General features: G+C 69.0%; 21 protein-coding genes. 9 read left to right on the top strand and 12 right to left on the bottom strand.

From position 1 onward, the window contains the following. Positions 1–11 precede the first annotated feature (11 nt). Complete coding sequence (locus ABT063_RS18030) at positions 12–992, top strand: transglutaminase-like domain-containing protein (protein WP_351058331.1); 981 nt, start codon at positions 12–14, stop codon at positions 990–992. On the opposite strand, the gene ABT063_RS18025 is transcribed toward ABT063_RS18030, so the two are convergent. The 4 genes from ABT063_RS18025 to ABT063_RS18010 form a co-directional block, all read right to left on the bottom strand. After that, on the bottom strand, positions 982–2,007 hold the full coding sequence (locus ABT063_RS18025; protein ID WP_351058330.1) for an alcohol dehydrogenase catalytic domain-containing protein: 1,026 nt from the start codon (positions 2,005–2,007) through the stop codon (positions 982–984). The genes ABT063_RS18030 and ABT063_RS18025 overlap by 11 nt on opposite strands. Further along, a complete protein-coding gene (locus ABT063_RS18020) occupies positions 1,970–3,274 on the bottom strand; it encodes an MFS transporter (protein WP_351058329.1) in 1,305 nt (434 codons plus the stop codon). Before ABT063_RS18020 ends, ABT063_RS18025 begins: the two co-directional genes overlap by 38 nt. Before the next feature lie 64 nt (positions 3,275–3,338). Further along, entirely contained in the window at positions 3,339–4,025 is a 687-nt protein-coding gene (locus ABT063_RS18015) for a class I SAM-dependent DNA methyltransferase (RefSeq protein ID WP_351058328.1), read from the bottom strand. 57 nt (positions 4,026–4,082) lie between these two features. Continuing rightward, entirely contained in the window at positions 4,083–5,450 is a 1,368-nt protein-coding gene (locus ABT063_RS18010) for an aromatic ring-hydroxylating oxygenase subunit alpha (protein WP_351058327.1), read from the bottom strand. Positions 5,451–5,653: 203 nt separating this feature from the next. Here ABT063_RS18010 and ABT063_RS18005 point away from each other — a divergent pair, with 203 nt between their 5' ends. The 7 genes from ABT063_RS18005 to ABT063_RS17975 all read left to right on the top strand — a co-directional run bounded on the left by ABT063_RS18005 (position 5,654) and on the right by ABT063_RS17975 (position 13,483). Then, positions 5,654–6,340: an LmbU family transcriptional regulator gene (locus tag ABT063_RS18005; protein ID WP_351058326.1), complete on the top strand. Its 687-nt coding sequence runs from the start codon at positions 5,654–5,656 to the stop codon at positions 6,338–6,340. Positions 6,341–6,541: 201 nt separating this feature from the next. Then, entirely contained in the window at positions 6,542–6,733 is a 192-nt protein-coding gene (locus ABT063_RS18000; RefSeq protein ID WP_351058325.1) for a ferredoxin, read from the top strand. Between the two features lie 7 nt (positions 6,734–6,740). Next, positions 6,741–7,994 carry an NAD(P)/FAD-dependent oxidoreductase gene (locus ABT063_RS17995; protein ID WP_351058323.1) on the top strand — a complete coding sequence of 418 codons (1,254 nt, stop codon included), beginning with the start codon at positions 6,741–6,743 and terminating at the stop codon, positions 7,992–7,994. A 280-nt stretch (positions 7,995–8,274) separates the two neighbouring features. Continuing rightward, positions 8,275–8,727 (top strand): nucleoside deaminase, encoded by a 453-nt coding sequence (locus ABT063_RS17990; protein WP_351058322.1) that lies wholly within the window; start codon positions 8,275–8,277, stop codon positions 8,725–8,727. Next, on the top strand, positions 8,720–9,712 hold the full coding sequence (locus ABT063_RS17985) for an isopenicillin N synthase family dioxygenase (protein WP_351058321.1): 993 nt from the start codon (positions 8,720–8,722) through the stop codon (positions 9,710–9,712). The genes ABT063_RS17990 and ABT063_RS17985 overlap by 8 nt, the downstream gene beginning before the upstream one ends. Positions 9,713–9,818: 106 nt before the next feature. Further along, complete coding sequence (locus tag ABT063_RS17980; RefSeq protein ID WP_351058320.1) at positions 9,819–11,933, top strand: hypothetical protein; 2,115 nt, start codon at positions 9,819–9,821, stop codon at positions 11,931–11,933. Continuing rightward, positions 11,933–13,483 carry a type 1 periplasmic-binding domain-containing protein gene (locus ABT063_RS17975; RefSeq protein ID WP_351058319.1) on the top strand — a complete coding sequence of 517 codons (1,551 nt, stop codon included), beginning with the start codon at positions 11,933–11,935 and terminating at the stop codon, positions 13,481–13,483. Before ABT063_RS17980 ends, ABT063_RS17975 begins: the two co-directional genes overlap by 1 nt. On the opposite strand, the gene ABT063_RS17970 is transcribed toward ABT063_RS17975, so the two are convergent. From ABT063_RS17970 to hemL, 8 genes are all read right to left on the bottom strand, one after another. Further along, entirely contained in the window at positions 13,480–13,893 is a 414-nt protein-coding gene (locus ABT063_RS17970) for an SRPBCC domain-containing protein (RefSeq protein ID WP_351058318.1), read from the bottom strand. The two genes, ABT063_RS17975 and ABT063_RS17970, sit on opposite strands and share 4 nt — an antisense overlap. Positions 13,894–13,963: 70 nt before the next feature. Next, the gene (ccsB, locus tag ABT063_RS17965) at positions 13,964–15,058 is read right to left on the bottom strand and encodes a c-type cytochrome biogenesis protein CcsB (RefSeq protein ID WP_351058317.1); all 1,095 of its coding nucleotides are present in this window, start codon (positions 15,056–15,058) and stop codon (positions 13,964–13,966) included. After that, entirely contained in the window at positions 15,055–16,788 is a 1,734-nt protein-coding gene (gene resB, locus ABT063_RS17960) for a cytochrome c biogenesis protein ResB (protein ID WP_351058316.1), read from the bottom strand. Before resB ends, ccsB begins: the two co-directional genes overlap by 4 nt. A 3-nt stretch (positions 16,789–16,791) precedes the next feature. Beyond that, positions 16,792–17,562, bottom strand: coding sequence for a cytochrome c biogenesis CcdA family protein (locus ABT063_RS17955; RefSeq protein WP_351058315.1), 771 nt, complete (start codon positions 17,560–17,562; stop codon positions 16,792–16,794). A gap of 1 nt (position 17,563) precedes the next feature. Beyond that, on the bottom strand, positions 17,564–18,211 hold the full coding sequence (locus tag ABT063_RS17950; RefSeq protein WP_351058314.1) for a TlpA family protein disulfide reductase: 648 nt from the start codon (positions 18,209–18,211) through the stop codon (positions 17,564–17,566). Positions 18,212–18,277: 66 nt separating this feature from the next. After that, the gene (locus tag ABT063_RS17945) at positions 18,278–19,570 is read right to left on the bottom strand and encodes a polysaccharide deacetylase family protein (protein ID WP_351058313.1); all 1,293 of its coding nucleotides are present in this window, start codon (positions 19,568–19,570) and stop codon (positions 18,278–18,280) included. Between the two features lie 158 nt (positions 19,571–19,728). Beyond that, the gene (locus tag ABT063_RS17940; protein ID WP_351058312.1) at positions 19,729–20,436 is read right to left on the bottom strand and encodes a histidine phosphatase family protein; all 708 of its coding nucleotides are present in this window, start codon (positions 20,434–20,436) and stop codon (positions 19,729–19,731) included. After that, positions 20,433–21,752: a glutamate-1-semialdehyde 2,1-aminomutase gene (hemL, locus tag ABT063_RS17935; RefSeq protein ID WP_351058311.1), complete on the bottom strand. Its 1,320-nt coding sequence runs from the start codon at positions 21,750–21,752 to the stop codon at positions 20,433–20,435. The genes ABT063_RS17940 and hemL overlap by 4 nt, the downstream gene beginning before the upstream one ends. Positions 21,753–22,122: 370 nt before the next feature. Here hemL and ABT063_RS17930 point away from each other — a divergent pair, with 370 nt between their 5' ends. Then, the gene (locus tag ABT063_RS17930) at positions 22,123–22,812 is read left to right on the top strand and encodes a hypothetical protein (protein ID WP_351058310.1); all 690 of its coding nucleotides are present in this window, start codon (positions 22,123–22,125) and stop codon (positions 22,810–22,812) included. Positions 22,813–22,819 lie beyond the last annotated feature (7 nt).

The following is a 22,819-nucleotide window of genomic DNA, read 5'->3' as shown; positions in this document are numbered from 1 at the left end:
GGTGTCCAACCATGACCATCACCCCAGTCGCACAACTCGCCCCGGACACCGCCGCCTTCTACGCCACGCAGAGCGCGTTCTCCGATCCCGGCGAACTCGCGCCCCGCTACGCCGATCTGCCGGACGATCCGGCTCAACTGGCCGTTGTCGTCCGCGACTTGCTGATCCATCGCGGAGAAGGAGAGCAGTTCCACCACAACCACCCGCAGGACCGCCTCCACAACGACGCCGAGGCCCGCTACATCGACGACATCCTGCGGATCATCGTCGGGCGCGACGACGCCCCGCTGGCCCGGCGGCGCGCGGTCGCCGACCGGTTCGTCGGGGTGTGCCGCGACTTCTCGCTGCTGCACTGCTCGTTCCTGCGCCATGCCGGCATCCCCGCCCGCATACGGTCCGGTTTCGCCGACTACTTCGGCAACAACGGCTTCCACTGCGACCACGTGGTCACCGAGTACTGGAACGCCGAACGGGGCACCTGGCTGCTCGCCGACGCCCAGCTGGCCGACCCCCTCGTCACCGACCACTGGAAGGTGGACTTCGACCCGATGGACGTGCCCCGCGACCGCTTCCTGGTCGCGGGCGAGGCGTGGCGGGCGATCCGGGAACGGGGCGCGGACCCGGAGACCTTCGGGCTGCATCCGCCGGAGGAGGGGCCGCTGTTCGGGGAGTGGTTCGTGGCGGGCAACATCCGGCTGGACCTGGCTGACCTGAACAAGGTGGAGACGCTGTTGTGGGACCTGTGGGGGGATGAGGCGGACAACGACGTGTGGGGGACGGAGACGGGCGACGTCAGGCCTGCCATGTCCGACTCGACCCTCGAGCTGTACGACCGGGCCGCACGGGAGACCCGCGGCGACGTCTCCTTCGCGGCGGTACGGCGGCTGTTCGCGGAGAACGACCGCCTGCGGACGCCGGAGACGGTGCTGTGCCTGGCCCCGTTCAACGGCCCGAGCCGCGTGACACTCCGTCAGGCTGCGCTCAGGGCATGACGACGATGTTGCCCAGGAAGTTCTTTCCCATGAAGTCCTCCTGGGCCGACACGAAGTCCGCGAGGGGGTACGTCCGCGCGAGGAGTGGTTTGAGGGAGCCGTTCTGGATGAGCGCGACCAACGCGGCGAAGTCGTCGTGGGAGCCGAAGGACGAGCCGATGAGTTCGACCTGTTTCAGGTAGAGCCTGCGCAGGTCGGTCTCGACGACCGGACCCGCTATGGCACCTGCGGTGACATAGCGCCCGAGCGGCCGAACGACCTCGCTGAGCAGGTCGTGGAAAAAGGGCCCACCGACAACATCGGCGACGACGTCCACCTCGTCCGTGATGGTGGTCGGGGCGAAGCTCTCGCGGTGGAGGACGGTGTGGGCACCGAGGCCCGCGACGTCGGCGGCTCTCTCCGACGAGGTGAGGGCGATGACACGTGCACCGCGAATGGCACACAACTGGACCAGGGCAGAACCCACACCGCCGGAGGCGCCGGTCACGAGCACCGTCTCACCGTCGGTGACGCGTGCGCGGTTGAGCATTCTCATCGCGGTGAGGTACGCGGTGGGAAACGTGGCTAGCTCGGCATCGCTGTAGGCACTGTCGATCCGATGGGCGTTGGCGGCCGGCACGGCGACGAACTCGGCGTATCCGCCGTCCTGTTCGCTGCCGAGGTAGCGCGTCTGCACCAGTTCGCGCTCGCCGCCCGTGTAGAGCATGGGATCGACCAGGACCCGCTCACCCACGCGTGACCTCGGCGTCCTGGAGCCGACCTCCGCGATATGGCCGACGACGTCGGCGCCCTGGATCCGGGGGAATCCGATGGCCTCTCCCCGCCATCCCGCCAACGCGGTGGGGTCGTCGTCGGTGCCGTAAGCCCCCTCACGTGTCCAGACGTCGGTGTTGTTGAGTCCTGCGGCCGCCACACGCACGACGACTTCACCGGCGTCGGGGCGGGGAGCCGCGAGGTCCTCGCGGTACTCCAATGCGTCAAGGCCGCCGAACCCGGTCAGGATGACGCCTCGCATGGTCCTGTCCCTCCCTGATGTCGCCGTCCGGGTCGCCCCGGCCGACGGGACCGGTGTCGTCCCGGTCACGTGGAATTCCGACGGTGTGCGGCGCGGCATCGCCGTGCGAGGCGCCGATGGCACGCCCGGGGCGTACAAAGGCGCCGAGAAGCGCGATCCCGGCACAGGTGAAGAACGCACTGGTGCCCCCGGCGGCATCGGTCAGAGCACCGGCCAGCGGCGATCCGACGGACTGACCGACGGCGATCATCAGGAAGGACACCCCGACGCCGAAGGAGGCGCGGTCGGGGTGGATCCGGGTGCTCCACAGCAGTAGCAGACCGCACAGGCAGACGTACGAGGCCCCGAAGACCGCGGCGGCGGCGAAGGCGGCGACGGTCGATCCTGGAGCGAGCGCGAGAAGGAGCGTGGCGGCAGCCATGGTGATCATGACCATGGTCCAGGACCGGGCGAGCCCGGCGCGCGCCACAAGATCGCCGCTGAGCGCTCCGATGAAACCGGCGGCACCGAGCACGGTCCACATGGAGGTCGAGACCAGACTGCCGGCATCACCGACGGTGGTGATGAGATCGCGGCCGAAGGTCCATACGGCGACACTGCCCAGCCCCATGAGGAACGCGGCGAGAACCATGACCGCGGTGCCGCGGGCATGGCCGGGTTTCCCGGAATCAGTGCTGTGCTCGGAGGAAGTGAACGGAATGACCAGGTGCACCCAGAGGGTGACCGCGGCGGCGAGTACGGCGAACACCCCCCAGGCCCAGCGCCATTGGTCGATGAGCAGCAGGGCGATCGGCCCGGAGACCATGACACCGATGCCGGTGCCGGCGTTGACCACACTCTGCGCGCGATCCTGGATCCCGGACAGCACCCAGCGGCTCACGGCCGCTGCCATCGGTGGAGAGGCCAGGCCGGTGCTGGAACCGGCGATGAGCACACCGGCCGCGAGAACCGGCGTGGACGGCGCCAGCGCGACCATCGCGGTGCCCACGGTCGCCACGACGCCGGCTGCCACTGCCATCCGGCGGGCACCGACCCGTTCGGTGAAAATCAGGCTGGCCACGATGGCGATGCAGTACCCGATGTAGCTGCCTGAGCCGATGACCCCCGACACCGTGGAGGAAATCGTGAAGGAGTCCTGGAACTCGGGAGCGAACAGACCGTAGGCGAACCGGGCGAACCCGTAGCAGGTGCCGATGAGTGCGGTTCCCGCGCACACCAGACCCCAGCGCGTGCCGATGTCCGCCCGACCCGAGGTGGGCATACTCATTGCCCCATTCCGTCTGTGTTTTCCGTCTGTGAGGAGACAGGAAAGAAGACCTGGAGACAGGGCCCTAACGATCCTTGCGAAGAACCCAGTACTTGGCGCCCTCCTCGTCAATGTACGGTCCGTTGTCGTAGGTCTTCAGCAGGCTGAGCTGTCCCCTGGTGACGAGTTCCTCAAGATGGTGGGCAAAACCCGAATCGCGTAAATAGCTGAGCCGGGTGCTGAGGGCGAGTATGCCGCCGCGGCGGACGGTGGCGACGAGGTGGTCGAGCGCATGGGCGCGGACGTGTCCGACGGTGAATACCCCGCAGCAGGTCAGCACGTCGTAGGCGTCGGAGTCCAGGCGCTCGACGGGCTGGTTCAGGTCCACGCCCCCGGCCAGGTGACGGTAGCTTCCGGTGTCACGGGCCTTGGCCACCATGGGATGGCTGAGGTCGATTCCGTCGACCTTGGTGAAGCCCGCCTTGGCGAGTTCGATGCCGACGAGCCCGGTGCCGCAGCCCGCGTCGAGCACCGTGAGCTTCGAACGTGCCGCTTCCATGGTGGTCGTGGCGTCGGCGGCGAGTCCCGCGACGAACCTCGGGCCCTCATAGCCCTGATCGGAGACATCCGCGTCGTAGGAGTCGGCCCACTCGCGGTAGTAGTCGTCGAGTTGGCCGACATCGCCCGACAGGGCATGGGAGCGCTTGATGGCATCGAAACTGGTGGCTTGATCGGTCTGGGTCAGGAGTGGACTGTCGACGTGAATGGCCATGGGAATGCCCTTTCGACGGGGGCTTGCACTGTGAGGTGGCAGGTCTGACGAGGGAGATCAGGAGACGAGCGTGGTACGGGCAGGGCCGGGAAGACCCACATGCGTCCTGATCAATGTCTGGAACGCGTTGATGTTGCGCTCCATGTGCCGGGAGAGCAGGGGATCCGGGTAAGCGGGAGACCGCATTCCTGCCTGCATTCGCTGGATGATGTCCCAGTCCTCGTCGTTGACCTGCTTCCAGTTCTCCAGCGTCTGTTCCCGGTGCGGAGCGAATTTCTCCGCGTGCGCACCTTCTTCGCCCACGAAGTAGAAGTGCAGGTGCTCGATGGTCTTGCCGGCACCGATGGGCTCCAACGCCCAGGCGAAGAGATGATCGGGCATGACACCGATCAGGAAGGTGGGGTACACGCTGAAGTACTCCGCCTTCACCGAACCCTTGCCGTGGCGCATGGGCCAGCTCGGGAGGCGCTTCCCATTGATGGGATCGGGTTCGTAGCGCCCCGTGCCGATTCCCATCAGACGGTCACTCAGCTTGATCTGGTACCGCTCCGAGAACGGCGAATAGGTGTTGAGCGTCTGGTGGATGAAGGGAACGTGGTAGCTCTCGAGGAAATTCTCGACGATCAGCTTCCAGTTCGCTTCGAAGTCGTAGCGCAGGTACGTGCTGTATGTCATCGAGCTGAGGTCGTATTCGGACCACCGATCTTCGAGTTCGGCGATCTGTGCGGAGAACGGCTCGGGCAGGGCGGAGAAGTTCACGAACACGAAGTCGAGCCACTCGGCGACTGCCACCTCTTTGAGGCCGAGTTTGTTCTGTTGCCGATCCGGCAGGTCAGTGGCGTTGACGCCCGCGAAGTGCTTGGTCCAGACCAGCTCACCCTTAAGGTTGTAGGTCCAGGCGTGATAGGGGCAGACGAGCGTCTTCCGTTCCTTCTGGGCCTCACAGACCAACTGGCTGCCGCGGTGGCTGCAGACATTGTGGAACGCCCTGAGGGTTCCGTCGTGGTCGCGCACCAGAAGTATCGGGACCCCCTGCACCGTCGCGGGCACGGCGTCACCAGGCTCGGCGAGATGGCGGGCGAATGCGGCGAACATCCAGGAGACACTGAACAGACGCCTGTTCTCGGCGACCAGATACTCCTCGCTCGTATAGGCCGCCTTGGGCAGGACCGCGAACTCGGTCATCTCGCTCGGGTCCGCTTCGGCGGTGACTACGGACCGTGCGACGTCGTCGGCCTCGGCGGATATCCCTTTTCCGTGCGGCGAGGATTCAAACACGCCAGACACAGGTACCTCCAGTCTGGAAATCTCGAAAACCTGGAAACGTGAAAGCGGACTCCGCCGGTACTCGTCCGGCGACCGTCGCTGCAGGGGATCCGTATCCCACCGTGTGGCACGGTCGAATGGGTCGTCAATGACTTCCATTGGCGGGCGCACATTTCATAGGTCCGGACGGAGGGCGCGTCGCCGGCGCATCCCGCCGGCGCATCCCGCCGGCGAGACACTCCGGCCGCCCGCGGGAGCGCCCCATCACCTGTTCCCCATGGCTCCACCTGTTTGGCATGGGGGTGGCTGGGCAAGCGGTACGTCTGTCACAGGCCGGGTCGAGACCGGTTGGAGGAGTATCCATGCAAGGTGCTCGGACGACTGACGCAGTTCTCCCGTTACCGCCGAAAGGGCGTCCGCGGCGCAGCAAGACGCAGGCGAGCGGGGATGACCGGATCATCACCACGCGCGCCGGATTATTGATGCCCAGCGATCTGAGCTTTGCCGACTGGGCGTCGGCGGGCCGCAAACTCGCCCGGATCGCTGACGCGACGTCATGGTGCCTGGGCGATTGGCTCGCTCATGGACAGACACGCTTCAGGGGGCGGTATCAACGCGCCGCAGAAGAAGTGGGCCTCAACACGCAGACGCTGCGCAACTACGCGTGGCTCGCTCGCAAGTTCAGCCATGAGCGCCGCCGTCCGGCGCTGAGCCTCCAGCACCACGCCGAGGTGGCCCCCCTTCCCGTACCCGAACAGGACCGATGGTTGCGCCTCGCCGAAGAGGGCTCCTGGTCGCGCAACGAGCTCCGCCGCCGGGTCCGCGCCGCGAGCAGAAACGCCACAGCTGAGAAGCCGACCACAGACTCTGCCGCCCAGTCCGGCTATCTGCCGCGTTTGCCGGTCACCGAGGAGGAACTCGCCCGGTGGCACTCGGCCGCGGAACAGAGGGCCACCGACCTCAACACCTGGGTGGTGCAGACGCTCAACGCCGCGGCGCGCGGCGAGGTGGCCCTGTCGTCCCCCGACGCCCGCCGCGACCGGATCTGACCCGTACGGCCGGGCCGGACCGGAGCAGACCGGTCGCGGCCCGGCCCGGCCGTCGGCCCCTGATGGGCTACTGATCACCTGACCTGGCCCCTCACCAGCGGATGTGGCGATGGGCACCTGTCGGAAGAACTCGTCTGTCCTGCGCGCCTCCCTTCGACGGGACCTGCGGCAGGACCGACTCGATGTGAGCCAGGAGGCTCCATGCGGATCGTCGTGGACTGGAACCGTTGCGTAGGTATCGGGATGTGCGAGTCGGTCGTTCCCGACGTGTTCGAAGTGGATGAGGACGGTCAGATGCATCTGCGGACCGAAACCATCCCCCACGGGCAGGAAGCACAAGCGCGCGACGCCGTCTCCTCCTGCCCGAGCGAGGCACTCTCACTGGAGGACTGAGGCGGCCATGACGGAGACATTGGTGGTGGTCGGCGGTTCTCTGGCCGGGCTGCGCGCGGTCGAAGCCGTGCGCGGCGACGGGTGGGAGGGCGCGGTCGTGCTGGTCGGTGCGGAAGAGCACCTGCCGTACGACCGCCCGCCCCTGTCCAAGGGCTATCTGTCGGCCGAGGAGTGCCCCGATCCGACCTACCGTGACGAGGACAGAATCACTCGTGAGCTCGGCGTCGACCTGGTCCTCGGCACTGCGGCGTCCGCGCTCGACCTCGACGCGCGAACGGTGACCGTCGGCGAGCGCACCGTGGACTACGACGCACTCGTCCTCGCGACCGGCTCGTACGCCCGGTCGTTGCCCGGAACCGATGGCCTCGCCGGCGTCTTCACCGTCCGTACGCTGGACGACGCCCGGGCACTTCGGGGCGCCCTGCGCGAGGGCACTCCGAAGCTGACGGTCGTGGGTGGGGGGTTCATAGGCTCCGAACTCGCCTCGGTCGGGCGGGCGCTGGACCTCGATGTCACGGTGATCGAGCGAGGTCCGACGCTGCTGGCGCCCGCGATCGGCACGAGCATGGGGCAGGCGCTCACCCGGCTGCACGAGCGCTACGGCACCCGCGTTCTCACCGGAGTACAGGTCGACGAGGTGCTCGGCGATCATCGCGTGCGGGCGGTGCGGCTCTCGGACGGGAGGGAGATCGAGACCGACATCCTGATCGCCGGAGTCGGCGCGGCGCCGGCCACCGGGTGGCTCGAGGGATCGGGGCTCACGGTCGATGACGGCGTGGTCGCCGATGCCACGCTCGCCGCGGCGCCCCGCGTCCATGTCGCGGGTGACATAGCCCGCTGGCCCAACCCGCTGTTCGACGATGTCCTCGACGGCCCGATGCGCCTGCAGCACTGGACGACCGCGGCCGAGCAGGGTGCCCGGGCCGCGCGTAACGCCGTCGCCCCTTCGCAGACGCGGCCCTACGAGACGGTCCCGTACTTCTGGTCGGACTGGTACGCGAGTCGGATCCAGTTCGCCGGAATCTCCGCCGCCGACGGGCACGACGTCGGCGTCGAGGTGGTCGCGGGCGACAACACGGACGGAGGTCCGTTCACCGCGCTCTATCGTGCGAACGACCGGGTCATCGGCGCCCTCGCCGTGGACATGCGTGCCGAGGTGATGAAGTACCGGCGGCTGATATCGCAGCGCGCCACCTGGAACGCGGCCCTCGAACTCGCCGAGGCACGTTCTTCTGATCGGTCAGTGCGCCCCAGGCTCTGACCGAGCGCCCGCGCGGGTTGCACCGCTGGATCAGGGAGTCGGCCGCCCGTACGGCTCCGGTCCGCCATGCCTCGTCGCCCGTCAGCCGCCGGGCGGTGACCCATGACGTGTCGTCCTCGCTGTAGAGCCATGCCATCCACAGCGTGCCCGGCCGGAACCCGCCGCCCCCGTCGCCGTTCACGGGAGCCTCCAGGGCGCTGACAGTTCGTCCGGCTGCGGGATGCCGGGAGAGTACTTTCCGCACGTTGCCCTCGTGTTTCGCGCACAGGAGAGTGAAGGTATGGACCCCAAGGAACAGGCGACGGCCTGGCTCGCCACCGCCGTGGCGGAGGCCCGCGCCGGCCTCGCCGAGGGCGGCATCCCGATCGGCGCCGCGCTCTACGGCCCCGACGGCACCCTCCTCGGCCGCGGCCACAACCGGCGCGTCCAGGACGACGCCCCCTCCACGCACGCGGAGACGGCCGCCTTCCGGGCGGCGGGACGGCAGCGGTCGTATCGCGGTACGACGATGGTGACCACCCTCTCGCCGTGCTGGTACTGCTCCGGTCTGGTGCGCCAGTTCGGCATCTCTCGGGTCGTGATCGGCGAGGCGGCCACCTTCCACGGCGGGCACGACTGGCTGGCGGAGCACGGCGTGGAGATCGTGCTCCTGGACGATCCCGAGTGCGTCGAGATGATGCGCGAGTTCATCAAGGATCATCCCGCACTGTGGAATGAGGACATCGGTGAGTAAGCCCCCTGGCCCCCCTGCCCCCGGTACCCCGCGCATCCCGACCATCGACCTTCAGCCGTGGCTGCCGGGTGACGCCGAGACGCGCGAGGACATCGCCCGCACCGTCGACGACGCCCTCCAGGCCGCCGGTTTCCTCCTGGTCACCGGGCACGGCGTGGACCCGTCCCTGCGCGCCCGCATCCGGGAGGCCGCGCGTAGGTTCTTCACGCTCCCCGCCGAGGTCAAGCAGCCGTACGCCGCGAAGGTCGGCGGGCGCGGCTGGCTCGGGCCGGGAGCCGAGGCCAACGGGTACTCGGAGGGGACCGAGACCCCGCCGGATCTGAAGGAGTCGCTGACCTTCGCGACGCACGAGCCCTTCGAGGACCCGGTCGTCAACGCGGAGTGGTACGCGCCCAACGTCTGGCCCGCGGAGGTGCCGGAACTGCAGACGCTGTGCGAGGAGTACCTGGCCCGGATGGCCGCGCTGGAGAAGCGGCTCCTCTCCCTGCTCGGTGACGCCCTCGGCCTCGAAGCCGACTTCTTCTCCCGGCACATGGACCACCCGACCTACGGCTTCAACATCAACTGGTATCCGGGGACCGACGTCGTCGGGGAACCGCAGCCGGGGCAGTTCCGGATCGGCCCGCACACCGACTTCGGGACGGTGACGATCCTCGACCGGCAGGCCGGGAAGGGCGGCTTGCAGGTCTACACGGACGACGGCGGCTGGGAGGACGCGCCGTACGACCCGGACGCGTTCACCATCAACATCGGGGATCTGATGGCCCGTTGGACGGGTGACCGGTGGCGGTCGGGGCGGCACCGTGTCCTGCCCCCGCCGGCCGACGCGCCCGCCGAGGAGCTGATGTCGCTCGTCTACTTCGGCGAGTGCACTCCGGGCACGCGCGTGGAGTCGGTTCCGGCGCCGGTGGGGCGGGTGGCGTACGAACCCGTGGACTCCCATGCGTATCTGCGGGAGAAGCTGAACTCGATCACAGTCGACTGACAGGCCGGGCAACAGGCCGAGAATTTCGTAACGCAACGGACATCACGCGGTCTGGCCCGTACCAACTCCCCCTACTTACCCTGGTATTGGAGCTCTGGGGGGAGAGATGCTGGTGGGCAGACGGCTGCACGGGCGCGGCGCACTGTTCGACACGGATCCGGCCGGTCTGGCCCCGCGACTCGTGGGCCTGCGCCCCCATCAGCACCGGGCCATCGCCGTCGAGCATGCCAAGGAGCTGCCGTTCGTCCTGCTCACCGGCGGGCGCGGGCTGGGCAAGAGCGCGGTGCTCGACGAGTTGCGGGACGCCTACAAGGGGCACACCCCGGTCGCGTTGATCGACTGCGAGGAGGCCCAGTTCGCGGCGCCGTCCGGCGGGCGGCCCGCCGAGGCCTGGTCGCCGGTGTCGCAGGCGCTGCTGGTGGTCGCCGAGCAGCTCGCCGAGCCGGTGACCGGCGCCGGGCGGATCACGTTCCCGCGGCTGATGTCGGGGCTGGTCGCGGTGGCGGCGGGCGGCTGGGGCGACGCCGACTCCGAGCGGATCCGGCGCGAGGTGGAGCGGATCCTGCTGCTGAACGAGGGCGGGTCGTGGATCGGCGGGTTCGCGGGGCGGATGGTCGGCCGGGTCACCGCCAACGTCGTCGCGGCGGTGAGCGGCACCGGGCCCCTCGTGGCGTCGGCGATCGAGGCGACCCTGGAGTCCTTCTCCGACAGTTTCGTCAGCCGGCGCCACCAGCGGGCCGCCACCTGGTGGCGCGACTACCCGAACGCGAGCGGCAACGCCCGGCGCGGCCTCATCCTGCTCTCCGGCCACTTCCGGGCCGGCGGCACCTCCCGTGAACACGCCGAGCGGTATCTGGTGCGGGCGCTGCTCGCCGACCTGACCGACGCCTACGCGGGCGTGCTGCCGCGCATGCGGCGACTGGGGCGAGCCGTCGTGCTCGTCGACAACGCGCAGTCCGCGCCCGGCCCGGGGCTCACCGACGCCGTACTGCGCGACCGCGCCGACGGGATCGCCGACCAGGTCGTGTTCATCGGCGGGCTGCGCGGCCACGACCAGCCCGCCCTGCGCAACGCCGTACGGCGGTCCCTGGTCGAAGTCGTGCGGCGCAGCGACTGGACGCCGGACCCTGCGGCCCCGTCCTCCCGGGCGCTGCTGGTAGCGCTGCCTCCGCTCGGCCCCGACGACACCCTGCACCTCGTGGGCGCGGTCTGTACCGATGCCCCGGTTCCGTCCCAACTCCCGTACGCCACTCACCGGTTGACCGGCGGCAATCCGCTCGGCATCGTCCTGCTCGCCGACTCCGCCGCGCAGAACCTGCCGGGCGCCGCCTCGCTCGGGGAACTGCTCACCGCCGACGTACGGCAGCACGAGGACCGCGACGGGCGGCCCACCTACCTCGAACTCCTCGACCGGCTGGTGCCCGCCGACCGCCTGGCCGAGCTGACCGTGCTGGCCGCCGCCCACGACCACGACTCGGCGTGCGCGCTCGCCGACGCGCTCCTCCCGGACGACTTCGGACCGGCGGACGTACGAGCCCTTCAGACCCGGCTCGTGCGGGAGGGGCTGCCCGAGGTGCCGGGCCGGTTCGTCGGGGATTCCTTCATACGGACCCTGCTGTTGCTGCGGCTCCATCACCGGGATGCCGACCACAGGCAGTGGCGGGAGGCGCACGAGACGCTGATCCGGCACTACGAGCCCTCGGGTGACGACGACGATCCCGCCCGCGCCCGATACCGGCTGCATCACGAACTCGCCCTGGGTGCGGCCGAGTCGGCGGTGGCGTATCTGCGCGACGCCTTCCCCACCCTGGACATCCGCACCTGGCTGCGGTCCCTGCGCTTCATCGCCTCGGCGCCCTACTTCCACGCGCACGACGCCGAGGGCCGCGACTTCGCCGGGAGCGAGGACCGGCGGGCGGCGATCGCACTGGGCCGTACGGACGCCGGACAGGTCGTGCCGGAGGGTGTGGACGCCGTACTGCACTTGCGGATACGACGGCTGCTGCACGCCGTGTGGCAGCTGACCGACCCGCTCGCGCTGCCCGATGCGAAGGTGTGCGACCGGCTGCGGTTCGAGCTGGAGCAGCTGTCCAATCTGCGGCCGGCGGGCAACGCGCTGCTGTGGCGGGCCTCGCGGGACTGGCCGGAGGACGCGCTCGCGGGCAGGTCGCTTCGGGTTCCGGACGACGGGGACGGCGACAACGGGGACGGGGAGGCGTGATGGCACGCGGTTTCGGAGTGTGGTTGCGCGAGGGCGTCTGGGAGATCCCCCTGCGCCGCTACCTCGCCCTGCTGGTCGCCGCCGCGGTGGTGACCGGTCTGGTCATCGGCGGCCGGGCGCTGCTCCGCGACGACCGGTCCTGCGCCCCCGGTGTCGTCATGCCCGAGGGCAGCGACGAGTGCGTGGGCGTGTCGACGACGGACTACTACTTCGGCCGGCCCCAGCTCCGGGACGCCATACGGGCGATCGACCGCGAGAACCGGTCCCTCAGGGACGGCAGTTACGTCACCGTCGCCCTGCTGGAGCCCTTCACCGCGACCGACCCCGACAACCTGGGTGACGTGCTGCACGAGTTGCAGGGCGCGTATCTGGCGCAGTACCGGGCCAACCACTCCTCCAACGGCGCCCTGCCCGCGATCCGGCTCGTGCTCGCCAACCCGGGGGCGACCGGGGCGCACTGGCAGCACACGGTCGACCAGCTGGAGCGGATGACGGAGGGCGAGGACCAGCTGCGGGCGGTCACCGGGGTCGGGCTGAGTACCGCGAACAACAAGAAGGCCGTCGCGGAGCTCACGAGCCGCGGTATCCCGGTGGTCGGCACCTCCATCACCGCCGACGACCTCGCCAACGGGCAGAACGGCAAGGATCCCTTCCCGGGGCTCGCCCGGGTCTCCCCCACCAACTCCGACGAGGCCCGCGCGCTCACGTCCTTCGCCAAGGTCTCGGCCGAAAAGGCGGTGCTGGTGCACGACCAGAGGGGCGACGACCCGTACGCGCGGACGCTGCAGAGCTCGTTCGAGAGGCTGCTGAAGGGGTCCCCGTACGCGCCCTGGTCGTTCAACCCGCCCGACGACCGCAGTCAGGAGGGCAACACCGCCAACGACTTCCGGCAGATCACCCACCTGGTCTGCGACACCGGCGACAGCACGGACACCATCCTCTTCGCCGGGCGGCACACCCAGCTGCGGCAGTTCATCAACGCGTTGGGCCAACGAGGCTGCCAGGACCGCAAGTTCACCCTGCTGACCGGGGACGAGGCCTCCTACCTCACCGGTGACCGGAAGCTCGACCGGGACGCCCTCAAGCGCAACCTCTCCGTCCGCTACACGGCCCTCGCCCACCCGGACGCCTGGGTGAAGGGCCCGGCCGCGACCGGCGGCTCCGCCCAGGACGCGAAGGCCCTCCTGGATCTGGTGGCCGAGGCCCAGGGCGACAAGGTGGGGCCCATCGGAGAGGTCGACCTGGAGGACGGCCAGCTGATCATCGCGTACGACGCCATGCGGCTCACCTTCCAGGGCATCCGCGAAGCCAAGCCGGCCGGGAAGACCCTCCCGGCGCTGGAGGACGTCGGCAACGAGTGGCGCCTGATGAAGGGCACGCAGCAGCGGGTGAACGGCGCGAGCGGCTGGATCTGCCTGGACAACCACGGCAACCCGCACAACAAGGCCGTACCGATCGTGGAACTGACCTCCGAGGGCACGGCCCGCTTCGTGAAGATCGCCTGGCCGGAGGGGAAGCCGCCGTCGAAGGAGTGCCTGCCGCCGTCTTAGACGTGATGCTCCAGTTGATCGATCAGTCGTTCGAACCGTCCCCGCCAGCGGGACTCCGACTCCCCGTCCCCCCGGAACTCGTGCGTGAAGCGGAGGGCGGACCCCTCCTCCCCGTCCCGCTCCAGATGGAAGCGGATCCGGCCGCCGCCCTCCACCGTGTACTCGGCGACCCGGTCCACGTCCCACGCGGTCACATGTCCGGACCCCAGGTCACGCAGGGTGACCGCGCCGCCGAGGCGGGGTTCCAGGACGTCGGCGGTGGTGAACCAGGACGCGAGCCCCTCAGGGGTGGAGAACGCCGGCCAGACCGTCTCCATGGGCCTCGGGAGCCGTACCAGGAAGTGGAGGATGTGCGTGTTTCCGCGGGTCTGGCTGGTGCCCTGTTCGATGGGTCCGATGGAACCGGTCATGACACCAGCGTGGCCCCGGGCGCGGGCATCCGCACGAGGTGACGCCGTAGTGGTTGAAAGCCGCGAAGAACTACACACCCGCGTAGGAGTGCTTGCCCGAAACAAAGATGTTGACGCCGTAGTAGTTGAACAGCCAGCAACCGAACGCGATCAACGCCAGGTAGGCGGCCTTGCGGCCCTTCCAGCCGGCCGTGGCGCGGGCGTGCAGGTAGCAGGCGTAGGCGACCCAGGTGATGAAGGACCAGGTCTCCTTGGGGTCCCAGCCCCAGTAGCGGCCCCAGGCGTCGCCCGCCCAGATCGCGCCCGCGATGATCGTGAACGTCCACAGCGGGAAGACGGCCGCGTTGACGCGGTAGGAGAACTTGTCGAGGGAGGCCGCGGCGGGCAGCCGGTCCAGGACCGAGTTGGCGAACTTCCCGGGCGTGCCGCCGGTCGCCAGCTTGTTCTCGTAGGAGTCCTTGAACAGGTACAGGATCGTGGAGACCGCGCCGACGTAGAACACCGCGCCGCAGAAGATCGCGGTGGAGACGTGGATATACAGCCAGTACGAGTGGAGGGCGGGAACCAACTGGTCGCTGGCGGTGTACAAGACAGTGACGGCGAGACCGAGGTCGAGGAGGACCGTGGTGATCAGGAACAGCCCGAGCCAGCGCACGTTCTTCTTCAGCGCCAGCAGCGAGAGGTACACGCCGACGGCCACCGTGGAGAAGGTGATGTTGAACTCGTACATGTTGCCCCACGGCGCCCGCTCCACCGACAGGGCCCGGGCGACCACACCACCCAGCTCGATCAGGAAGGCGAGCACGGTGAGAGAGATGGCGATACGCCCGTAGAGGTCGCCCTGCTCGTCCCCGCCGTGCGCCCCCGGCCCGTCGGGCACGTCGCGTGCGCCGGCCGCGGCCCGGACGACGACCTGCGGCCGCTCCAGTACGGCGGTGCCGCCGGCCTGCTTCACGGTGACGGCCGGAGCCTTGGCCTGCGACTTGGAGGTGAGCGCGGCGGCGGTGCGGCCGACCTTGCTGCGGCTGCCGAGGAGCCATTCGGCGATGTACGCGAAGAAGGCCAGGGTGTAGACGGCCATCGAGGAGTAGATCAGCGTGTTGCTGATGTTGGCCAGGTTCTCGTTGGCGGCGGCGGCCAGATCGGTTGCGGCGGCGAGAGTCACTGATTCTCAGCCCCTTCGGCGGTGGCAACGGGGTCGGGGGAAACTGAAGGTTCTGCGGGTTCTGCGGGGTCGTCGTCGGGATCCGGCGCGCCCGGGGCCCGGTCGTACAGGATCCCGGCGAGATCGCCGAGTTCCTCGGGCACCTTGGCGGACTCGCTGCGGCCGAGGCCTGCCATCTCGACGACCGTCACACCGTCGGCGCCCTTCGCCGCCCGCACCCACACGCGTCGGCGCTGGATGAACAGGGAGGCGGCCAGACCGAAGATCGCGGCGAGCGAGCCGCCCAGCGCCCAGCCGCTGCCGGGCTGCTGGGTGACCTGGAAGTTGGCCCACTCCTTGGTGCTCTCGTAGGTGATCGAGCCCGCGCCGTTCGGGAGCTTCATGGTCTCGCCGGGCCTCAGGTTCTCCCTCAGCACCCCGCCCGTGGAGTTCTTGAACTGCTTCATGTGCGACTTGTCGAGCTGGTACACGCTCTGCGGGATGCCCGAGTTGACGCCGAGGTCGCCGTGGTAGGCCTGCAGGTTCAGCACCGGGTTGAGCAGCGCGGGGAAGGTGGAGGCCACCTCGTTGCCCTTTGTGTACGTCGGCAGGAGGAAGGCCTGGAAGCCGAGCTGTTCGCTGACGCCCTTGGCGTTCTTGTAGCCGTCGAGGACCTTGACCACGCCGGAGGAGGTGACGTTGGAGTCGAGCGGCAGCAGCGGGACGGCGTCGCTGTAGACGACCTTGCCCTTGCCGTCGCGGACGGTCATGACGGGGGCGTAGCCGTGGGCGGTGAGGTAGACCTTCGAGTCGCCGATCTCCAGCGGGTGGTTGACCTTGACAAGGGTCTTCTTCTCCTTGCCGTAGGCGCCCTCGCTGTAGTTGAGGGTGGCCTGGTAGGTGCGCGGAGTGCCCTTGTTGGGGCCGCTGGTCTCGTAGGTGCCGGTGAAGTTGTCCAGGGTGAAGCTGAACGGCGTCAGGTCGTCGTTGCTGAAGAGGTTGCCCGACTTGAAGTCGTCGTAGGAGATGAGGGTGTTGGAGAAGCCGTCGCCCTCGACGACCAGTTTGTTGCCCTCGGACTTGAACAGCTGGCCCCAGGCGAAGGCGACCAGCATCACGATGAGGGCGATGTGGAAGGCGAGGTTGCCGATCTCGCGCAGGTAGCCCTTCTCGGCGGCGACGGCGTCACCGGTGAGGTGGGCGCGGAAGCGGCGCTTCTTCAGCAGGGCGAGCGCGGCCTCGCGCACCTGCTCCGGCTCGGCCTCGGTGCGCCAGGTCGTGTAGGCGGGCAGCCGGGTCAGTCGCTTGGGCGCGCCCGGCGGGCGGCTGCGCAGCTGGCCCACGAACTGCCAGGTGCGGGGCACGATGCAGCCGATGAGGGAGACGAACAGCAGGATGTAGATCGCGGAGAACCACACCGAGCTGTAGACGTGGAAGAGGCCGAGCTTGTCGTAGATGTCCCCGAGGGCGGGGTTCTTCTCGCGGAAGTCGGCGACCTTCGTCGCGTCGACGCCGGACTGCGGGATGAGCGAGCCGGGGATCGCGCCGAGCGCCAGCAGCAGGAGCAGCAGCAGGGCGACCCGCATGGAGGTCAACTGCCGCCAGAACCAGCGCAGCCAGCCGATCACGCCGAGGGAGGGCAGGTTGGGCGGGCCCTCCACGGGCGCGGTGGACAGCTGGGAGCCGGCGGCGCTCAGGTCCCGGTCCTCGGCCGCCCGGTCAGGGGTGGTGTCGGTGGTGGTCTTGCTCATCGATCAGATCCCCACAGTGAAGCCGTTGGACCAGACCTGCATCTCCGACACGATGCGGTCCCACGCGCCGGTCAGCAGCAGCAGACCGGTCACGATCATCATGGTGCCGCCGATCCGCATCACCCAGACATAGTGGCGCTTGACCCAGCCGAAGGCACCGAGCGCCTTGCGGAAGGCGACCGCGGCGAGCACGAAGGGCAGGCCGAGGCCGAGGCAGTAGGCGACGGTCAGCAGGGCCCCGCGGCCCGCGCTCGACTGCTGGGAGGACAGGGCCAGTACGGAGGCGAGGGTCGGGCCGATGCAGGGCGCCCAGCCGATGCCGAACAGCGCGCCGAGGAAGGGGGCGCCGACCAGTCCGGCCACCGGCTTCTTGTGGAAGCGGAACTCCCGCTGGGTCATCCCGGGGATGAGGCCCATGAAGAAGAGGCCCATGAAGATCATGAGCACGCCGAGCACCTTGGACAGGATGCCCTTCTGCTCCTGGAGCGTGTCGCCGAAGTAGCCGAACAGGGCTCCGCTGGAGACGAACACGGCGGTGAATCCGAGCACGAACAGGGAGGCGCCCGCGACCATCCGGCCACGCCTGGCCTCGGCCAGATCGGTGCCGGTGACGCCGGTCACATACGACAGGTAGCCGGGGACCAGCGGCAGGACGCACGGGGAGAAGAAGGAGACGAGGCCGCCGAGCAGCGCGATGGGCAGCGCGACGAGCAGGGCGCCGTTGAGCACCGTGCCGTTGTAGCCCGTCGCGGCGAGCGTGAACGCTGCGCTCACGTCACTTCTCCGCGAGGACCGGGTCGAGCATGCCGCGCAGCTTCTCCTCGCTGAGCGCGGCCAGCGAGCGGGCCGCGATCTTCCCGTCCCGGTCGATGACGAGCGTGGAGGGGATCGCCTGCGGGTTGAGCGTGCCCTTCTTGAAGCGGAGCATCAGCTTGCCGGTCGGGTCGTACAGGCTGGGGTAGGTGACGCCGTACTCCTTGTCGAAGGCGAGGGCGTTGGCCGTGCTGGTGTCACGGGTGTTGATGCCGACGAACTGCACGCCCTTGGCCTTGACGTCCTGGTAGACCTTCTGGAAGCCCGGCGCCTCGGCGCGGCAGGGGGCACACCAGGAGCCCCACACGTTCAGGACGACGATCTTGCCCTTGTAGGAGGAGACGTCGAGCTGCTTGCCGTCGATGGTCTTGCCGGACAGGTCGGGGGCCGCGGCCCGCTCGCCCTGCTTGACGGTCGCGATGCCGTCCTCGCCCATCACGAAGTTGGTGTCGCCACCCCCGCCGGAGGTGCCCCCGGAGGAGCACGCGGACACGAGCAGCGCCGCGACGGCGGCGCCGGCGGTCATCAGGGCGGCACGGCGCGAAGGGATCCGGTTGCGCGAGTGGATCGGGTTGGTCGAGCGCAGGGGGGCGCGGCTGGCGGCACTCATGTGAAAAGTTTCGCATGCCCATTCCGGGGATCTTGCGCACCCCCCTTGCGGGGGGAAATCCGCATTTCAGGCGGCCTGCCCGGGGTCCCGCGAGGCCGTGGCGCCGGTGTCCTCGAGGAACTCCTTCCAGCCACCGACGGGCTGCTGCCCGACCTCCAGCGTACGGAGCTTGGCCAGCACCTCGGGCTTCTGCACGTCCAGCCAGTCCACGAACTGCCGGAAGGAGACCAGCCGTACGTCCTCGCCCTTCTCCTTCTCCCGCGCGATGTGCTTGAACGCCTCTTCCACGGCGTCCATGTAGATGCCGCCGTTCCACTGCTCGAAGTGGTTGCCGATGAAGAGAGGGGCGCGGTTTGTCTCGTATGCCCGCTTGAATCCCTGTATGTACGCCTGGGCGGACTGCTGCCGCCAGCGCGGGTGGTTGTGGGCGGGGGCGTTGGTGGAGTTGATCGACTGGTTGGCCAGCATGTTGTAGTCCATGGACAGGACTTCGAACGAGCGTCCGGGGAAAGGTATCTGCTGCAACGGCAGGTCCCATATCCCCTGCTGCTTCTGAGGCCACACCTGACGCCCGCCGGGCGAGGAGGCGTCGTAACGCCAGCCGAGTTCGCGGGCGGTGGGCAGCAGGTTGCCCTGGCCGAGGAGGCAGGGCGTGCGGCCGCCGACGAGTTCCTTGTCGTAGTCGAAGGGCAGGGCGGGCAGATCGGTCCACCCGGTGTTGGTCCGCCACTGCTTGACGAAGGACTTGGCCTGGTCGATCTCGCTGCGCCACTGCCGCGGCGTCCAGTGCGCGACCGAGCCGTGCGCCTCCCCGCAGAAGTGCCCGTTGAAGTGGGTGCCGATCTCGTGGCCCTCCAGCCAGGCCCGGCGGACGCTGTTGAGCGTGTCCTTGATGTGCGCGTCGGTGAGGTAGCCGATGTCGGAGGCGCCGCGCGGGTTGTTCGGCGGGTGGTAGAGCCGCTTCTTCGACTCGGGCAGCAGATACAGCCCGGAGAGGAAGAAGGTCATGGACGCGCCGTGTTCCTTGGCGAGGTCCAGGAACCGCGGAAACAGGCCATTTCCGACCTCCCCCGCCCCGTCCCAGGAGAAGACGACGAACTGCGGCGGGGTCTGCCCCGGTTCCAACGGCTCGGGCTTCGCGGGCTGGTGGGGCTGCTTGCCGGTGAAGGAGGTGGAGCCGTCGCCGAGGGGGCGCGCGGTGGGCTTCGGGCTGCCCGAGGGCTTGTTCCCGTCCGTCCCGGAACCTCCGGCAGGGGTCGGGTCGTCTGACGACGTGAGGGTGCCACACCCCGCGAGTCCTACGGCGGCCGCGGCCCCCGCGCCGAGTCCGATTGCTCCCCTTCGGGTGAGAGTGCGCATTGCATCCCCGTTCGTCACGTCCTGTGGTGGTCACCCAGTCAGAGGACGTGACGGACGAGGAGGTTCCTGTTGATCACGCGCATTCCGCAACAAACGTCACAAACACGCCACAGGAACCGCAGATACCGCTCCCACGATGCTCAGGCACCGAAGAAGTCTCAGGCGCCGAAGGCCTTGTCCTTCCCCTTCACCGGCTTGGCACCGGCGAGGAGGTGGGCGGGGACGAGGTCACGGGCCGGCTCGGTGTAGCCGACGGAGACGATCTTGTCGCCCTGGTACGTGAAGGTCGTCAGGGACGCGAGCGTGCACTGCCGCTTGCGCGGGTCGTGCCACAGCCGCCGCTTCTCGACATACGACCGCACGATCCAGATCGGCAGCTGATGGGAGACGAGCACGGCCTCGTGCCCCCGCGCCCGGTCCTTGGCCGCGTCGAGCGCACCCCTCATGCGGATGACCTGGTCGACGTACGGCTCGCCCCAGGATGGCTTGAAGGGATTGAAGAGGTGCTTCCAGTTCTCGGGCCGCCGCAGCGCCCCGTCCCCGACCCCGAAGGTCTTGCCCTGGAAGACGTTCTCGGCCTCGATGAGCCGCTCGTCGGTGGCGATGTCCAGGCCGTGCGCCTTGGCGATCGGGGTCGCCGTCTCCTGGGCCCGCTCCAGCGGGGAGGAGCAGACGTAGGTGATGTCGCGGGAGGCGAGGTGCTCCGCGACCCGGTCGGCCATCTGCCGGCCGAGCTCGGAGAGGTGATAGCCGGCGAGACGGCCGTAGAGGACGCCGTCCGGGTTGGCGACCTCGCCGTGGCGCATGAGGTGAACGACGGTGATGTCACCTTCGGCCGCGCTGGTGGCTGCGTTCTTGTCACTCATGCCTGCGTCGCCTCCGCAGCCGCTCGGGCCGCCGCCGGAAGGGCGTCGGCGATCCGCTGGACGGCCCGTTCGTCGTGGGCCGTGGACACGAACCAGGACTCGAAGGACGACGGCGGCAGGTAGACGCCGTTCGCCAGCAGAGACTGGAAGAAGGCGGTGAAGCGGTACGACTCCTGCGCCTTGGCGTCCTCGTAGTCACGGACCGGACGGTCCGTGAAGAAGACGGAGAACATGTTGGCGGCGTTCTGCAGGGTGTGCGCGACGCCTTCCTTGGTGAGCGCCTCGGAGACCAGCGCCTGGATCTGCGCGGACACGGCATTGACCTTGGCGTAGGCCGCGTCGTCGAGGAGCCGCAGCTGGGCGAGCCCGGCGGCGGTGGCGACGGGGTTCCCGGAGAGGGTGCCGGCCTGGTAGACCGGGCCGGCGGGCGCGAGGTGCTCCATCACATCGGCGCGACCGCCGAAGGCGGCGGCGGGGAAGCCGCCCCCCATCACCTTCCCGAAGGTCATCAGGTCGGGCCGGACGCCGTCGACGCCGTACCATCCGGCGCGGCTGGTCCGGAAGCCTGTCATGACCTCGTCGGAGATGTAGAGCGCCCCGTTGTTCGCGCAGGCGTCCTTCAGCCCCTGGTTGAAGCCGGGCAACGGCGGTACGACGCCCATGTTGCCCGGCGAGGCCTCGGTGATCACGCAGGCGATCTCGCCGGGATGCCGGTGGAAGGCCTCGTGCACGGCTTCGAGGTCGTTGTACGGCAGCACGATGGTGTCGCCGGCCTGGGCACCGGTGACGCCCGGGGTGTCGGGCAGAGCGAAGGTCGCGACGCCGCTCCCCGCCGCGGCGAGCAGCGAGTCGACGTGCCCGTGATAACACCCGGCGAACTTGATCACCTTGGTGCGCCGGGTGAACCCGCGGGCGAGCCGGATGGCCGACATGGTGGCCTCGGTCCCACTGGACACGAGCCGCACCTGATCGACGGGCTCGACCCTGGCCACGATCTCCTCGGCGAGCGCGACCTCGCCCTCACCGGGCGTACCGAAGGAGGTCCCGCGGGAGACGGCGTCCTGCACGGCGGCGATGACCTCGGGGTGGGAGTGCCCGAGGATCATGGGCCCCCAGGAACAGACGAGATCGACGTATTCGCGCCCATCCGCATCGGTCAGATACGGACCACTGCCGGACACCATGAACCGGGGCGTTCCGCCCACGGCGCGGAAGGCACGCACCGGGGAGTTCACGCCGCCGGGTGTGACGGCGGCCGCACGGTCGAAAAGAGCCTGTGAGACAGGCGCATCGTATGAATAGGGCGTTTCGCTCATGACCTGCGACTTCTCCGACCTTCTCCGACGTTCTCGGACTCCGCTTGCCAGTGACCTCCTCAGGGTAGGCCAGGGGGCAGGTACGGCAGCGAGGTACGGGGGCGGGGCCGAGTGGCGCACGGGTCGGCCGCTACTGACCCGGCAGCCAGTCTCCCCGCCTGCAACCTCTGAGACATCTGCGAGACTGAGACCTGATACACACAGCTCACGGGGGCAAATCTGTAGTGCGGCTCGTTCAGGGGCTGCGAAGATCCTGCGGACAGGTGTTTCAACGCACGTTTCGGCGGGCGGCCGTGGGGGAGGTCACTGACACGATGATCGGGTTGCGCGGCGGGGGCCACGCGTCCTAGAAAAGCAGTCGGGTGGAGATATGCATCGCGGTGGCGGACTGGGCGAGGGGACTGACGACCTGGGTCCTCGACGTGCCCGGCGGGGAAGGCACCGGCGCGACGCGGAGGAATCGAACGAAGCACGTCAGGGACACGTAATACCGGGTGGACCGGGTGGCCAGGGCGGCCAGGGTGGCCAGGGAGGCCAGGGAGAACCCGGTGGAACCGGTGAGTCCGACCGGCTCGACCGACGGGTCGACCGGTTGCGGGCGGGGAGCAGGAATGGTGGTCGGGTGGGGGTGACGTACAAGTACTTCGGCGCGCCGGACGGCGCGACCGCGGCCCGCGTCCCGATCTCGATGCGCCCCGAGGAACTCGGCGGCGACGAGCTCGGCATGAACGGCATGTTCACGAAGATCAAGCCGGAGACGATGGCGGCGATGGTCCTCACCGGCATAGAGGGCGTCCCGCTGCACAAGGTCCCGCCGCTCGAACTGGTCGTCCTGCACCCCGACTACGCCGTGGTCAAGCTCCCCATGACGGTCGTCGACCCTCTGCGCGGCATCGGCGAGGAGGCGGTGGGCGCGGCGGCGTTCATCTGGTCGACGGTGCCGGACCGGGGTGGGCCTCGGGATGCGTTCAATGTGTACCAACTGCTGCATGAGTGGCAGGACTTCAGCCATCGGTTGCATGAGGCGGGGCATCAGCCGTATTGCCTGGTGTGGCCCTGAGCTGGGG

Origin of the sequence: Streptomyces sp. NPDC002838 (assembly GCF_040295365.1) — a bacterium.
Classification (GTDB): Bacteria; Actinomycetota; Actinomycetes; order Streptomycetales; family Streptomycetaceae; genus Streptomyces.
This window is presented reverse-complemented; position numbering and strand designations above follow the sequence as displayed.